The sequence below is a fragment of the Microcoleus sp. FACHB-68 genome, assembly GCF_014695715.1.
Lineage (GTDB): Bacteria > Cyanobacteriota > Cyanobacteriia > Cyanobacteriales > Oscillatoriaceae > FACHB-68.
Genome location: NZ_JACJOT010000018.1, coordinates 50,497 through 64,162, shown reverse-complemented (window position 1 = coordinate 64,162; position 13,666 = coordinate 50,497). Strand labels below are relative to the sequence as shown.

The 13,666-nt window shown below is 47.3% G+C and carries 13 protein-coding genes; 3 read left to right on the top strand and 10 right to left on the bottom strand.

Features of this window, described 5'->3' with window-relative positions; genetic code table 11:
- Positions 1–78: 78 nt before the first annotated feature.
- From H6F73_RS24005 to H6F73_RS23975, 7 genes are all read right to left on the bottom strand, one after another.
- On the bottom strand, positions 79–597 hold the full coding sequence (locus H6F73_RS24005; protein ID WP_190761294.1) for a YceD family protein: 519 nt from the start codon (positions 595–597) through the stop codon (positions 79–81).
- Positions 598–761: 164 nt separating this feature from the next.
- Complete coding sequence (locus tag H6F73_RS24000) at positions 762–1,256, bottom strand: R3H domain-containing nucleic acid-binding protein (protein ID WP_190761293.1); 495 nt, start codon at positions 1,254–1,256, stop codon at positions 762–764.
- A gap of 8 nt (positions 1,257–1,264) precedes the next feature.
- Complete coding sequence (gene yidC / locus H6F73_RS23995; RefSeq protein ID WP_190761292.1) at positions 1,265–2,413, bottom strand: membrane protein insertase YidC; 1,149 nt, start codon at positions 2,411–2,413, stop codon at positions 1,265–1,267.
- A 216-nt stretch (positions 2,414–2,629) separates the two neighbouring features.
- Positions 2,630–3,022, bottom strand: coding sequence for a PH domain-containing protein (locus H6F73_RS23990; protein WP_190666014.1), 393 nt, complete (start codon positions 3,020–3,022; stop codon positions 2,630–2,632).
- Positions 2,994–3,422, bottom strand: a complete 429-nt coding sequence (gene rnpA, locus H6F73_RS23985) for a ribonuclease P protein component (protein ID WP_190761291.1) — start codon at positions 3,420–3,422, stop codon at positions 2,994–2,996. Before rnpA ends, H6F73_RS23990 begins: the two co-directional genes overlap by 29 nt.
- Positions 3,423–3,466: 44 nt before the next feature.
- Positions 3,467–3,604, bottom strand: a complete 138-nt coding sequence (gene rpmH, locus H6F73_RS23980; RefSeq protein WP_190761290.1) for a 50S ribosomal protein L34 — start codon at positions 3,602–3,604, stop codon at positions 3,467–3,469.
- 122 nt (positions 3,605–3,726) lie between these two features.
- Positions 3,727–4,260, bottom strand: a complete 534-nt coding sequence (locus tag H6F73_RS23975; RefSeq protein ID WP_190761289.1) for a DUF2808 domain-containing protein — start codon at positions 4,258–4,260, stop codon at positions 3,727–3,729.
- Positions 4,261–5,504: 1,244 nt separating this feature from the next.
- Between H6F73_RS23975 and H6F73_RS23970 the strand changes: the two genes are divergently transcribed.
- The 3 genes from H6F73_RS23970 to H6F73_RS23960 all read left to right on the top strand — a co-directional run bounded on the left by H6F73_RS23970 (position 5,505) and on the right by H6F73_RS23960 (position 8,474).
- Positions 5,505–6,659, top strand: coding sequence for a Re/Si-specific NAD(P)(+) transhydrogenase subunit alpha (locus H6F73_RS23970; protein ID WP_190761288.1), 1,155 nt, complete (start codon positions 5,505–5,507; stop codon positions 6,657–6,659).
- Positions 6,660–6,774: 115 nt separating this feature from the next.
- The gene (locus H6F73_RS23965; protein ID WP_190666009.1) at positions 6,775–7,068 is read left to right on the top strand and encodes an NAD(P) transhydrogenase subunit alpha; all 294 of its coding nucleotides are present in this window, start codon (positions 6,775–6,777) and stop codon (positions 7,066–7,068) included.
- Positions 7,065–8,474: an NAD(P)(+) transhydrogenase (Re/Si-specific) subunit beta gene (locus tag H6F73_RS23960; protein WP_190761287.1), complete on the top strand. Its 1,410-nt coding sequence runs from the start codon at positions 7,065–7,067 to the stop codon at positions 8,472–8,474. The genes H6F73_RS23965 and H6F73_RS23960 overlap by 4 nt, the downstream gene beginning before the upstream one ends.
- A 74-nt stretch (positions 8,475–8,548) precedes the next feature.
- Here H6F73_RS23960 and H6F73_RS23955 read toward each other — a convergent pair whose 3' ends face one another.
- From H6F73_RS23955 to H6F73_RS23945, 3 genes are read right to left on the bottom strand one after another with little or no spacing between them, the layout of a single operon-like run.
- Positions 8,549–10,186 carry a hypothetical protein gene (locus tag H6F73_RS23955; protein ID WP_190761286.1) on the bottom strand — a complete coding sequence of 546 codons (1,638 nt, stop codon included), beginning with the start codon at positions 10,184–10,186 and terminating at the stop codon, positions 8,549–8,551.
- 14 nt (positions 10,187–10,200) lie between these two features.
- On the bottom strand, positions 10,201–10,542 hold the full coding sequence (locus H6F73_RS23950; protein ID WP_190761285.1) for a hypothetical protein: 342 nt from the start codon (positions 10,540–10,542) through the stop codon (positions 10,201–10,203).
- A 40-nt stretch (positions 10,543–10,582) separates the two neighbouring features.
- Positions 10,583–13,666 (bottom strand): CHAT domain-containing protein, encoded by a 3,084-nt coding sequence (locus H6F73_RS23945; RefSeq protein ID WP_190761284.1) that lies wholly within the window; start codon positions 13,664–13,666, stop codon positions 10,583–10,585.

Sequence of the window (13,666 nt, the reverse complement as noted above, 5' to 3'; positions counted from 1 at the left end):
GATTTTAAATTTTTATTTTAAATTTTTAGAGTTTAGAGTTTAAATCAATCTAAACTCTAAACTCTAAATGACTCAATACTATTTAGGGAGCTGTCGTTTTAGTGCTTCCAAAGCCGACCACCGCTGATCTGCGGCTGGTTGTTCGCTAACATTACCCCCCTCATCTTCAGCCAGTTGAATTCCCTTACACTGAGAATCGCAGAGCTGCCGGTGCGGAATTGCCAGACAAACCTGTTGGTACAACCACTCACTCGGTTCAAAATAGCCTTGTGGGGGAAGGGTTTCGACTAAATCTTCGAGAGCCGTTTCCCGCTCTTGAGGGCCAGTATCTGGCCCATTAGCGGATTCTTCCAGCCAAATTAATTCAGACGGTTTTATCTTGAGCCGGTGATTGTACTGTTGTAAGCAGCGATGACAAGTGAGGGTGACGATCGTTTCTGCTTGGGCGGAAACTTCAAGATAGTTTCCGCGATGCGTCACTTTCATCTGCCCTCGTAGGGGTGTCAACGTTTCTAAATCGGGCAGAAATTCTTCAAACTGAACGACTTCTGTCTGTTCGCGGGTTCTAATGAGCTGCGGAATGTAAATCGCTTCCATGATTGAGTGCAATCCTCCGAACAAGCAGTCAACGGTGTAGGGGTGCCCTTTTCAACCCATCCACACGAGCCAGCTTTTTGACTCGCTGGTTCCTACACTCTAGAGCGGGCAATAAGTTTGTCTCCACCGGCAGACTCTTAAACGCTGTAGCCTGTTTGCTGAATTCAGCGCAGGCGCACAACGAGACGCCGATCGGGTTCTTGCCCTCGACTGTAGGTTTCTAAATCCTCACACTCCTTCAAAAAGGTATGAACCTGCCGCCTTTCGGCGGCAGAAAGGGCGCTCATCTCAAATTCTTGGCCGGTTTGGCGCACCTGTTCGGCTGCCCGATCTGCCATTTCACGGAGTTCAGCTTGCCGGCGAACCCGATAGCCCTGCAACTCTATGGTGTAGGAGGCTTGCTGATCCTCCTCTTGACCGATGTTCAGGATGCTGTTGGCTAGGTACTGAATGGCGTCGATCACCGCACCGTCAGGCCCAATCAAAAGTTCGATTTGTTGGGGCGTCAGGTGCTTTTCTTCAACCGTTAACCAGTAGCTACCCGGTTCTGCCAAACCTTCTGGACTTGGCTCGGCTGTTACCGTTGATGGAATAGCAGCTAGTTTGAGCAGTTTTTCCAACCACTCCTGACCCCGTATCATCTTTGTCTGATCGCTCATAGCTTCCATCAAGCTTTCTTCTTAGGACGGCCTGGTTCAAAGGGAAGTGATTCCCGTTCCTTGCCACCACTCTCAGCAGCCGTTGCTTGAGCCTCTACAAGCTTCTGCAGGTTCTCTGGCAGTGGCTCTCGCGACAGAATAAACGTCTGGACAGTCTGAAAGATGTTGGCAATGAGCATATACATCAGCACCCCAGCCGGTAGGGGAAAGAACAGAAACATCCCTGAAAAAAGTATCGGGGTGAGTTTGTTTACTGTTTCTTGCTGAGGGTTGCCCCCGGAAGATTGGCCTTGTCCTGAGAGTAGCTGGTTGATATACAAGCTAACCCCAAATCCCAGCACCATCACCAGAATATCCCAGTGGATGGTTCCATCTTCGTCCCAAGCACCCACGCGGCCCAAGGCTTCGATAAATAGAAAGCCTTTGTCAGCGGCAAGACCTGGAAGAGTGCCTTGTAGTGTCACTTCCCCAGGTTCTAAGGCTTTGAGAGTTCCATCTTCACCGATTTCCACCCGCTCTTCGCCTTTGGTGACTTGCCAGGTGGGAGCGAGTTTGGTTTCAGGATAGTCTGTCAGCAGCGCCTTTAAGGGTTTGCCTTCGACTGTCTGAAACTCTAGCTTTGTTTTTTCACCAACTGTGAGTTTATTTCCCCCTGGAAGCAGCGCAGTCACCGGCGCGTGTACCCCATCAGATAGATAAATATTTTGGGGAGGCGTTGTAAAGGCTTGGGGGACAATCCTTTCAATCTGTTCTTGAGGAAAGATTTCCAAATTGACCGTGTAATTTACGTTAGAAAATGGCGACCCTCTTAAGGTCGCAAACAGCGCAAATAACACCGGCATTTGTATCAGCAAAGGCAGGCAGCCGGCTAGCGGGTTGCCAAATTCTTGATAGACCTTTTGCATTTCTTCCTGCTGTTTCGCAGGATTGTCTTTGTAACGCTCTTGTAATTCTTTGACCCGCTTTTGCATCACTGGCTGAGCTACCTTCATCCGTCGCATATTGCGAATAGAGCCGGCATTCAGGGGAAAGAGGGCCAAGCGAATTACTAACGTCAGAGCCACGATGGCTAAACCATAGCTGGGCACGATCCCGTAGAAAAAATCCAGGATCGGCAGCATAACGTTATTGGAAAGAAACCCGACACCAAAGTCCATTCGTTCTATGTCAACCTGTGCGCTCTGAAGTTTTCAGAATTTAACTTAGCTTCAATATTAGCCAGCCTAAAAGCCAATCAGCACAATTACAACGACTGCGTTTTTTAGTATTCGTTGTGTGCTGCTATGGTTTTTAGTTGGTTTAGTAAAGGGTAACAACTTTGTGCTGACCTTTACTGGGTGTTTGCGGATAACCGCGAAACTTCCTCAACTATTTTAACGACCGATTGCCCCGCTTACTTGCTGTGCCTTGGGAGATAACCGTTCGTTGATGTAGGCATAAATGTCTCGGAACTTGGGAACTGCTCTGAGTTCTAAGCGACTGCCATCTTTTAGGGTGATTACCATATCTCCCCAAATACCGATGCCACGGGGCACTGTTACCACTTTGGCGATGTCTGAATAGATAATGTCGGTGCGATCTCGTCCCATCCAACCGCCGGTTACAGAAATTCGGCGGTTGGTGATGCGATAGCGCAGCCAAAGCGCCCTCACAGTTGCTCCAATGGTTAGGGGCAAGCAGATAATTGTTAACCCCAGCAGGATATTCACGATCAAATCTCCAATATGAGGACCGCCCTCAAAGTAGACTTCCTCTCGAATGCCCATTTAGTACCTCTGCTTGTGCCAACAACTGCTCTAATTCTTGCAGAAATTGACCGTAATTGCACTCTATTGCTGCCGGCCCAACAACGATTACAAAATCCCACCCTGGTGACAGGCGGGGTAAAAGTTGGCGTAAGGCTGCCCGAATTTGCCGCTTAATCCGGTTGCGGATTACGGCTTTTTTGCTCACTTTTTGGCTGATAGTAATGCCAATGCGAGTGGGTTTGCCTGCGGTTGGTGCCGCCGGCAGGACTGCTTGACGAGAATTTTTAGCATTTTTTTGGCAAGGATGCTGACGCCGTAACGCTCTCAGCGTGAGGTTTCCGCCGGTGCGGCGAAGCCCACCTCGGTATACGGCGTTAAAATCTTGCCGGTGTTTGAGTCTGTTCTCTTTGGGTAACACCGTGCTTGTTGTTTCGCTCCCCCATCTAAGCAGCTAACAACCCGCTACACTGCCAAACGATAGCGTCCTTTGGCACGGCGAGCTTTAATCACCCCCTGCCCGTTTTTAGTCCGCATCCGCACTCGAAACCCTGATACTCTCTTTCTTTTGCGGCTTGTCCCGCCCAAGGTACGCTGAGTCATAGAATTTTACTCCGAGCTTGCCTATCTACGCATAAAAAAGTCACAATCTCTAATGTTACACCTAAATGTCAAAATAAACCCCAAATAGCGTGGGGTTTATTTTAAACTGTCTTGGTTAGTTGTTAGCTAATGGTCAAAACCCAGGTGCCTAGGTAGCGCAGGAGGGGGACATCCCCTGGGGAGATGATCCGGCAGTTAAAATAGTACATCCCACGCCTGGTTGGGTTTTGGACGTTTGAGAGAACGATTTCAACATTGTTGCCGGCGGGAATCGGATCTTGGGGAAAAATTTCAATCAAGTAATTCTCTTTGTCCCAGACCACATCTTGCAGCGGTATTTCCTTTTTATCGACAATCACCTTAACGGCTTTTTTGTCAAATGAACCTTCGTAGTGATCGGGATAATTAATGGCGAACTGCGACACAGCCAAGTCGAGTTTCTTTGCCCCAATCCTCAGCCGATAGCGATCCCACGCGCCGGCTGCGCCATAGTCTAACCGGAAGTTCAACTGGTTTTCCCGCTGAGGGCCGCCGAACAAAGTCAGTCCGGGTAAACCTTGCGCTAAGCTGCTGAGGTGAGGCAATCCGGTGAATAGACAGCCGGTGATGGCGATTGCCGACAAGAAACGTCGCGTAGAGGCTACTTTAAAGACCATAGGCTTGATCCCTGACTTGCAGGGACTGGTGAAAGAGTTGGTAAATAGTTTACTAAACTTTACTGTTTCTGAATCGATGAGACAGGACTTACGCCACCGATTCTGAAGGAGCGACAGGTTTAGGGGATCAAGATCCTTTCAATCCGAAATCTGCCTTAACGCCCTGATTTTTCTCAATTGTGCGTAAATCCCTTGAAAAAGGGTGAGATTCTTCACCCCTGACGAGTTCCCACTGGCACAAGTTCCATAACTTCCCTCATGCCGGCTAGGATAATCGGATTTAAGGGTTAGAAAGTCCGGCATTTCTCCCCAAATTTCCACAAAAACTAATTGAAGATAGCTTGTGCAATCAAACCTGTCAAACCCTGAAAAGTGGTTCGGCTAAGCAGTGTGTGAAATGGCTTAAGGCTTCTTAATGCAATTTCAAAAATTTAATGAATTTTTTATTATTAGAAAAATTGAGACAATCATGGGTAGACCGGCAGCTCAATCGCACGAGGGTAAAAACAAGAAAAGTGGCTGTCATCCCTGATAGGCTAAGCATTTGAAAAAATTCAATCAGCGGGAAAGCAGCTTGATAGCGATCAAGGTCATGTGGTAATAGCAGAAAAAGAACCCAAGGTTGTACAGAAGTGAGTCTATTAAGATAAGTTAAAAATTCTGCGGATTATTTGGGGATCAAAATAGTATGCAAAAAGTCACTCTTGTTTGAGACGCGCTTTGTAAAATATCAGTAATATAGCTGTAATTCAACCGGCAGCGGTCAAGTATCGCTGCAAGCCGGTGCCCGTAGCTTTACAGTTGAGAAACTCAGTTAACAATCTGAAAATCAGGGCAATGAATGAATCACGCGCATATTCCCAGACAAAGGCTTATTACAGCGTCTAGAGTGACTTGCAGAATTTGGAAGGGAAGGAGAATTGTTTAGAGAAATAATCAGGCAAAGGTGCCCAACTGTAACGCTCGCTCGTTTTGTGATTAACTTGAGAGCCACCTCAAATTGTTGGGGGACGGGCGCAGGTGCCTGGTAAGGTCAAACAAAAATGATTTTATGGTGTGTCTGAATGCCGTGCGGAAAATCAAGCGAGCTTTTGCGAGAAGACACGCAACGCCTGCGGCGATACAGAAATTGACAGAACAGGGAAAGTTTGTTGACTCGGCTAAAAAAAGCGAGACGCATCATCCTATCGAGTCAAAGTTTTGATGGCAATAACTGCCCAAGCAAAAACAGATTTGGAGAGCTTATGAAAATAGCCGTTGCAAAAGAAATTGAAGTGGGCGAAAACCGTGTCGCCTTGGTTCCAGACGCTGTAGCCCGGTTGGTGAAACAGGGTTTAGAGGTTTGGGTGGAAGCCGGCGCGGGTGAAGGGTCGTTTTTCCCCGATTCTGCTTACGAAGAGGCAGGGGCGAAGATTATCTCCGATACCGCGACGCTGTGGGGCGAGGCAGACGTGCTGGTTAAAGTAGGGCCGCCAAAAGAGCGCGAAGTTAACAGCCTGCGAGAAGGCGCTGTATCAATCGGGTTTCTCAATCCCTTGGGAGATCCGTTTATGGTGCAGCAGCTAGCAAATCGGGGAGTGACGGCGTTCAGTATGGAGATGATCCCCCGCACCAGTCGGGCGCAAAGCATGGATGCTTTGTCTTCCCAAGCTGGGGTCGCCGGCTATAAGGCGGTATTGCTGGCGGCAGCAGCTTCGCCCAAGTTTTTCCCGATGCTGACAACGGCTGCCGGCACGATTAAACCGGCCAAAGTGTTTATCATCGGTGCCGGTGTCGCAGGCTTGCAAGCGATTGCAACCGCCCGCCGCTTGGGCGCGATGGTGGAAGCGTTTGACATCCGACCGGCAGTGAAGGAAGAAGTGCAAAGCTTGGGGGCGAAATTCGTCGAAGTGCAGCTAAACGAAGAAACCGTAGCTGCCGGCGGTTATGCCAAAGAAATTTCTGAAGCGTCCAAGCAGCGTACCCAGGAAACCATTGGCGAACACGTTCGCAACGCCGATGTGGTAATTACCACGGCACAGGTTCCTGGGCGGAAAGCGCCCCGGTTGGTGACGGAAGAAATGATCGACCAAATGCACCCCGGTTCTGTGATTGTCGATTTGGCTGCGGAACAGGGCGGTAACTGCGCTTATACAGAAGCCGGTAAAGATGTCAATCACAACGGGGTGACAATTATTTGTCCGATCAATTTGCCAGCGTCGATGCCGGTGAACGCGTCTCAGATGTATTCCAAAAATATTTTGACGTTGCTGCAATACCTGATTAAGGATGGCCAAATGCAACTGAATTTTGAGGATGACATCACCGGCGGCACGTGTGTGACGCACGCCGGCGAGATTCGCAATCAGCGGGTGCGCGATGCTTTGGCGTCTAGCCCTCAGCATTCGTCGGTAAGCTAAACGCGAAGTTTGACAAGTCAAGGCGGGTTTTGTTCGTGAAGCTGTTGTCTGAACATTTGTTTCTAAACCCGCCCCTACAGACACAGCGATTTGATGGAAAAGAATTTGGAGAACTATGGCAGAAGGATTGATTGCCGGTTTAGTTGTATTTGTTTTGGCGTCGTTTGTGGGATTTGAGGTGATTAATAAAGTGCCTCCGACGCTGCACACGCCTTTGATGTCTGGATCGAATGCGATTTCAGGGATTGCGGTGATCGGGGCGCTGCTGATTGCCGGTGATCGCGAGTGGAATGTTACGGTGATTTTGGGCTTGATTGCGATTATTTTGGCCACTATCAACGTTGTGGGTGGCTTTTTAGTGACTGATCGGATGTTGCAAATGTTTAAGAAAAAAGAGGTGAAAGCATGAGCGATTTTCTACCCTCAGGCATTCAGCTGAGCTATTTAGTTGCAGCATCTTTATTTATTGTTGGTTTGAAGCAGTTGGGTTCACCGGCAACGGCGCGTCAGGGCAATGTGCTGGCAGCCGTTGGGATGTTGATCGCGATCGTCGGAACCCTGCTAGAACGCTCAGTGTTGAACTACGAGATGATTCTGGTTGGAATCATCATCGGTTCGATTTTAGGCGTGATCATGGCCAAGAGCGTGGCGATGACGGATATGCCCCAGATGGTGGGCGTGTTGAACGGTTTGGGCGGCGCGGCTTCGGCTTTGGTGGCGGTTGGGGAATACTGGCGCGTCAGCAGTCATTCTGATGTGGTGCCGCTTGATGCCAACATCACGATTATTTTGGGCGTGTTGATCGGCGGAATTACCTTCACCGGCAGTTTGATTGCGTTTGCAAAATTGCAAGGCATCCTTAAGGGTGCGCCGATTACGTTTCCGTTGCAGCAACCTGTGAATGCCTTGCTGTTGGTGGCGTTACTTGCCGGCAGTGTTTATCTGTGTGTGACACCGGCTAATACTACGGTGTTGCTGGGACTGACTGCGGTTTCGCTAGTGCTGGGTGTGATGTTTGTCCTGCCGATTGGTGGGGGCGATATGCCGGTGGTGATTTCGCTGCTCAACTCTTATTCAGGGGTTGCGGCAAGTGTGGCCGGCTTTATCGTGATGAACAATATGTTGATCATTGCCGGTGCGCTGGTTGGCGCGTCGGGATTAATCCTCACCCAGATTATGTGTAAGGCAATGAACCGTTCCTTGACAAGTGTGCTATTTGGTGCATTTGGTGGAGGCGGTTCGGCTGCTGCTGGCGGTGACGCAGCCGGCGCTGTTGGTGACAAGACGGTTCGCAGCGTCGATCCGGAAGAAGCGGCGATGATGTTGGGCTATGCCCGATCTGTGGTGATTGTACCCGGATATGGGATGGCAGTTGCCCAGGCACAGCACACGGTTCGGGAATTGGCCGATCAGTTGGAACGGCTGGGTGTGGAAGTGAAGTATGCGATTCACCCCGTTGCCGGTCGGATGCCGGGACACATGAACGTGTTGCTGGCTGAGGCGAATGTGCCTTATCCGCAGCTTTATGATATGGATGACATCAATCCCCAGTTTGATGAGACAGATGTGGCGCTGGTAATTGGGGCGAATGATGTGGTGAACCCGGCGGCGCGTCACGATGCCGGCAGTCCGATCTATGGGATGCCTATCTTGGAAGTGGATAAGGCAAAGCATACGATTGTGATTAAGCGCGGCATGAGTGCTGGCTTTGCCGGCATTGAGAATGAGCTGTTTTACAAGGAAAAGACGATGATGCTATTTGGCAGCGCGAAAGATGCGGTTGCTAAGTTGGTCTCTGAAGTGAAGCACCTGTAAGGCAACAAGCCGGTAATTTGTACGAAAAAGAAATAGCTTGCTTCTTAGGTTTTCTGTGAGAGGCAAGCTATTTTTTATGCCGGCAGTTCGGGATCTTTGTCTTTATCTGGTGAATTGGGTTTGTCTTGTTTGGGGGGAAGCTTAGGCTGAAAACCGACTAATTTCCGCACGCTAGCAACGATTCTCTTTAGATTCATGACTCCTGAAACGACTGCCCACACCCCTAAGCGGGCACCTAATAAGCCGGCACCTAAGCTCATTAAAAGAACTAGCGAGAAAGGATGAATTTCGCTTGTAGGAAAATTAATTGCCCTTGTGGTAAATGGCAATCTTATCGGATAGTTTTCTGGTTCGGCTTTGATTAAGTAGGGGATGCTTGTTGCCACCACTCCTGCTGTAGCCAAGCCAAAACCTAATGCTTGAACAGTAACTTGTAAGTCTCGATCTCGTTGGGCTTCTTCGATGTCTACCATGCCTCTGATCGAATTAATGGCTGTGTCGAGTAAGCCAGAGCCATGCTGAAAATAGCCTAAGTCGGCGGTAATTTGCTTTTGAAAAGTTACACAGGTTTCTTTACTGAAAGTTTCTAAAAATTTTAAATCTAATGGGTCTGATTTTGACTTGAGGTAGGTTCTAATTTTGCTAACTTTATCCTTATAATTTTGAGTGTTAATGTTTAAGGTGTGCTGCCGGATTTCTATGTCTCTCAGCAATCTAGCGTATTCCACAGCTTTAGTTGGCATCTGCATGAGCTGGGTGTTGAGTTTTTGCAGAACGTTTTGGCTTAATCTCTGAGGATAAGACTTTTCTTTATTTAGGTTTTCAAAAGTCTCGTTAATTATTTGTTCAATTTGTTCATATTCATCACGAGTTACATAATAAATTTTATCGCGTTCGTGATAGGTATGAAGTATCTTGTTACGGTACAATAGCAGCTCTAGCAAATCATTATAGCAGTCAAATAATCTTTCACTGGTTGTAGGATTAGTGAATAACCAGATGAGGATATGCCAAGAATCTTCAATTTGGCTGAGACTGCCGTATTCAAAAATCGGACTGCCAAATAATTTTCCTTCACCTGAAAAAGTGGGAGTTTTAAGAGGGCATTGGATTAGACTTTCTAGGCACTTATCGGCTAAGTTTTTAAGAAAGTTGCTGTCTGTTTTTGCTGCGGCTTCGTTTTGCTCGTCAGTAAGGGTGATAGTAATCAGAATGGTTTGTCCTAAGAAATTTAGGTTCGGATCGAGAGGCAAGGAATAATGATTTGGGTTAAATAAACAATTACTTGGGTTAAATTGTTTAAAAATCGAAATGTCAACCGGCTCAGTTTTTTGTCCAGCCTCTTTTTCAGGAACGCGAATATTCAAGCCAAGGGCGTAACTATCGCTAATGCGTTTAGGTAAAGCAAATCCTTTAATGGGTATTTTGACATTTCCTTGTTGAATGGTTTTCTCGAAAGGGAGAGAGCGCCGATTGCCTACTTTTTCTGGGACAATTAAATCTATTCGCGTTCCGGGTGGTTCGCTTTTCTGATAACTGGTTAAATTTTCTCGATTAAATTTCTTATTGACTCCTAAAGCGGTTAATATTCTGTTACATTTGTCCCATAAATAATTTATATTTCCTTCATTTGAGTTTGCATCACCGGCTAGAACTTTATGAGCGTGAAAAGCAAACAAGTGGACGTTAGGCGCATAAACTTTATCAAACATTTTTATTGCTGCTTTTATTGGTCTTGAGCTTTCTTCTTCAATTGTTCATATCGAATTTGGACACTTTGACGTAGGGTTTGAGTGATATTTTCAATTTCTGTGAACGTGTTATCCATTGCCGGCGGATCATCAATATCTTTTCTGTTTTTACTTAGCTTCTCTCTGAGCTTTTCTCCAAGCCCGTGTTGGGCACACCATTTACTGATTGTCATGGCGATGGGAAACAACTCTTCGTCGTCTGATTCGGCAAGGCTTTCATCAAGTTGAGGCAAGTCTTGCCAAGCTGTGGGTAGAAAGTATTCAGGATAGTTTTGCAGCCAGTCTTGAAATTCAGCAATGACTTTGGTGGGTTCCATTAAGTTACTCTCCAGGTTTGAGGATTCGATTAAAATTTACTTATTTGCCAATAGCACAGAAAGCCGCCCAGTATTGAGGATCGCTAAAAGGCAAAGGTTTATCGCCTAGCTCTACTAATAGCCCAAGCTGTATCTTTTCAGAAGATTTTTTATCTAATTTTAAGTCATTTTTCATCCATTCGATAATTTTTTTGCTAGAGATTGTTCTCATCCAATATTGGGCGTTTTTCAGGGCAAGTGAGATATTTGACTCGGTTCGTAACTCCTCATAAAATTTAATCATTAAAATGGTAGTGGCAAAGTCATTAACAGACCAAAGACTGCTGACGACACTCAGGCTACCGGCATAGAGGAAGCCGCTGGGTAAACCGATATACTCATCAACGAGTTTTGTGGCATCTGTCAAGCCGGTTTCGCAGGCGGAAAGTGTCACCAACCGGCACACCGGCAGATCGACTGAAGCAAAAATTTCTTGCAGGGTTAGGCTTTTTTCTGGATTGGCTTTTCTTCCATTTCTTAAGGTTAGTTGTCGCTTATCTTTTTCAGGGGTTGGCGGTTGCGGCGTATCCGCAAGATGTAAAGAATCTGCCAGAATTAACGACGAAAGCAAAGGAAACTCGAAGTTAAACGCACCGTGACAAGAGAAATGGGCGTATTCGGCTTTGCGAAGCGCGGGTAAGTTTTGCGTGAGGGCGGATTTTGTCGCTGCTTCTTTAAGCAAAATTTGTGTGTCTGGAGGGGGTGCAAAATCCCGTTGAATGGTTTCTACTTCAACATCAGTATAATGCAGGTCTTGGGTGGGATTTTGAATCGCAAATAGGAAGCGGTTGAGTAAGAGATTTTCTGTTGGCTGAGGGATGCCGGCAGATTCTTGAATTCTGCGTTGCACGAGTTGCAGCAATTGGCAGCTAGGCGCGTAACGGATGCCGGCAGGGAAGCAGTCAATTAACCGGCAAGGAGAAATTTCTAAATCCACACACCGGCTGCTTGAGACTTCGCACGCATGAAGCGGCAATAAATGCAGGGTACGGTGGGGAATTAAAATCAATTCCTTGCAGCTTGGGGGAATTTTGGCAACAATTTCATCAAGGCGCAATATTTGGGAGAGGGAGGCAAGTCTGCTACTGAGGTTGTCTTGCCGATTTGTCTGCCGGTAGTCGTTTAAATAGGTGTTTGCCCAAGCTTCTAGCTGCTGCAATTCTGGCTTACTGAATTCCACTACGTCTAGGGTGTTTTGGGTGATGATGAAGGCGTAAAAGCCAGAGGTGCCGATGTACCAGTCGAGGATCGCTGTTTCCGAGTTAATTAAGGTACGGATGCCGGCAAAGCTGATGGGTTCGACGCGCTGGGTGAGGGTAAATTCTGGATCTTGTTGTTTTATTTCGTCAAGGAGTTGGTTTAGCTGCTGCCGCGCTGCTTGCAACTGTTGTTTCTGCATTTCAAGATAGTCGCGACTGAGGTTAGACGCGCTGCCGGTGCGCTGAGTGTCTGCCAAATCCCCACTGGTATCCTTTTTTGGGGTGGGGGTTTCTGTTGCGGTTTCTTCCAGCAGCCAGCTAATGGAGGCAAGCCGATTACGCAGTTCCCTTAGCTGCTGTTTCTGTTTTGCCGGTGCGTTTTTGGGGTAGAGATCGGCATTGGCTAGAAGTTCCACCAATTGGCGAGATTTACTGCGTTCAACGGTTTCCACAGCGCGATCCATCTGTTTGTCATTGATGCAGACTCTCACCATATCCTCATACACATCAAGGGCGCTTTCTCGAAGTTCTCGCTTGCGCTTCTCTGATGTCACCCATTCCAGGCTTTGTTCCACGGCCTGGATGGCAGCATCATAACCAAATATTGCTTTGTCCCATAAATTTTCTCTTAAGCCAAGGATGCCCAAATTTCGCCCTGTTCTTAGGCAATCAATCGGATAGGCGCTGGGAGTATAAACCGTAAAAGCCGCCTCACAAGCGGCAATCGCTTGTTCTAAATTCTCCCCCCGATCCCCTCGAATTCTGTGACGGTAAGCAAGTGCCAAATTATTTTGAGTCATTGCCCAATCTTGGGGAAATGCCGACTGTGTGCGAACCGTTAAAGCCGCCTGATAAGCGGCAATCGCGAATTCTAAATTCTCCCCCCGATCTCCCCGAATTCTCTCCGTGTAAGCATTTGCCAAACTATTTTGAGTGGCTGCCCACTCTTGGGGAAATGCCGACTGTGTGCGAACCGTTAAAGCCGCCTGAGAAGCGGCAATCGCGAATTCTAAATTCTCCTCTCGATCCCCCCGAATTCTGTTACGGTAAGCACTGGCCAAATTATTTTGAATCATTGCCCACTTTTCGGGAAATGCCGACTGTGTGCGAACCGTTAAAGCTGCCTGATAAGCGGCAATCGCGAATTCTAAATTCTCCTCTCGATCCCCCCGAATTCTGTTACGGTAAGCAAGTGCCAAATTATTTTGAATCATTGCCCAATCTTGGGGAAATGCCGACTGTGTGCGAACCGTTAAAGCTGCCTGATAAGCGGCAATCGCGAATTCTAAATTCTCCTCTCGATCCCCCCGAATTCTGTCACCGTAAGCAATTGCCAAACTATTTTGAGTGTCTGCCCACTCTTGGGGAAATGCCGACTGTGTGCGAACCGTTAAAGCTGCCTGATAAGCGGCAATCGCTTGTTCTAAATTCTCCCCCCGATCTCCCCGAATTCTGTCACGGTAAGCAGTTGCTAAATTATTTTGAGCCAGTGCCCAATCTTTGGGGGATTTACGGCGGGTGAAAACTGCTTGGATACTCTCATAACCGGCAATAGCAATTTCGTAGTTAGCTGCAATACTACCCTGCGGAAACTGCTGTACCAAATTACTGAAATTACCAATATTTGAGGCAATAGATTGTGTGGTATCTGAATTTAGCGATAATACTTCAGAGGCCCAATTCCGCAAAAATTGAGCGAAATTCTCGTTAAGTTTATCTATATTTTGCTGTAAAATTGGATAGACAGTTTGGGGATTGTCATTACTATCGCTAATGGCTTCCAACACCTCGATTAAAAAATTAAGATAAATTTGCGCCTCTAGTTGCGACGCCACAAAATCACCCAATTGCGTGGCCACATCTCTCAACCAATTAAATAATTCCAT

What these genes read in the sequence shown, in the direction of transcription:
- H6F73_RS24005 (WP_190761294.1), bottom strand. Translation starts at nt 597, where the DNA reads ATGGAAGCGATTTACATTCCGCAGCTCATTAGAACCCGCGAACAGACA.
- H6F73_RS24000 (WP_190761293.1), bottom strand. Translation starts at nt 1,256, where the DNA reads ATGAGCGATCAGACAAAGATGATACGGGGTCAGGAGTGGTTGGAAAAA.
- yidC (WP_190761292.1), bottom strand. Translation starts at nt 2,413, where the DNA reads ATGGACTTTGGTGTCGGGTTTCTTTCCAATAACGTTATGCTGCCGATC.
- H6F73_RS23990 (WP_190666014.1), bottom strand. Translation starts at nt 3,022, where the DNA reads ATGGGCATTCGAGAGGAAGTCTACTTTGAGGGCGGTCCTCATATTGGA.
- rpmH (WP_190761290.1), bottom strand. Translation starts at nt 3,604, where the DNA reads ATGACTCAGCGTACCTTGGGCGGGACAAGCCGCAAAAGAAAGAGAGTA.
- H6F73_RS23975 (WP_190761289.1), bottom strand. Translation starts at nt 4,260, where the DNA reads ATGGTCTTTAAAGTAGCCTCTACGCGACGTTTCTTGTCGGCAATCGCC.
- H6F73_RS23970 (WP_190761288.1), top strand. Translation starts at nt 5,505, where the DNA reads ATGAAAATAGCCGTTGCAAAAGAAATTGAAGTGGGCGAAAACCGTGTC.
- H6F73_RS23965 (WP_190666009.1), top strand. Translation starts at nt 6,775, where the DNA reads ATGGCAGAAGGATTGATTGCCGGTTTAGTTGTATTTGTTTTGGCGTCG.
- H6F73_RS23960 (WP_190761287.1), top strand. Translation starts at nt 7,065, where the DNA reads ATGAGCGATTTTCTACCCTCAGGCATTCAGCTGAGCTATTTAGTTGCA.
- H6F73_RS23955 (WP_190761286.1), bottom strand. Translation starts at nt 10,186, where the DNA reads ATGTTTGATAAAGTTTATGCGCCTAACGTCCACTTGTTTGCTTTTCAC.
- H6F73_RS23950 (WP_190761285.1), bottom strand. Translation starts at nt 10,542, where the DNA reads ATGGAACCCACCAAAGTCATTGCTGAATTTCAAGACTGGCTGCAAAAC.
- H6F73_RS23945 (WP_190761284.1), bottom strand. Translation starts at nt 13,666, where the DNA reads ATGGAATTATTTAATTGGTTGAGAGATGTGGCCACGCAATTGGGTGAT.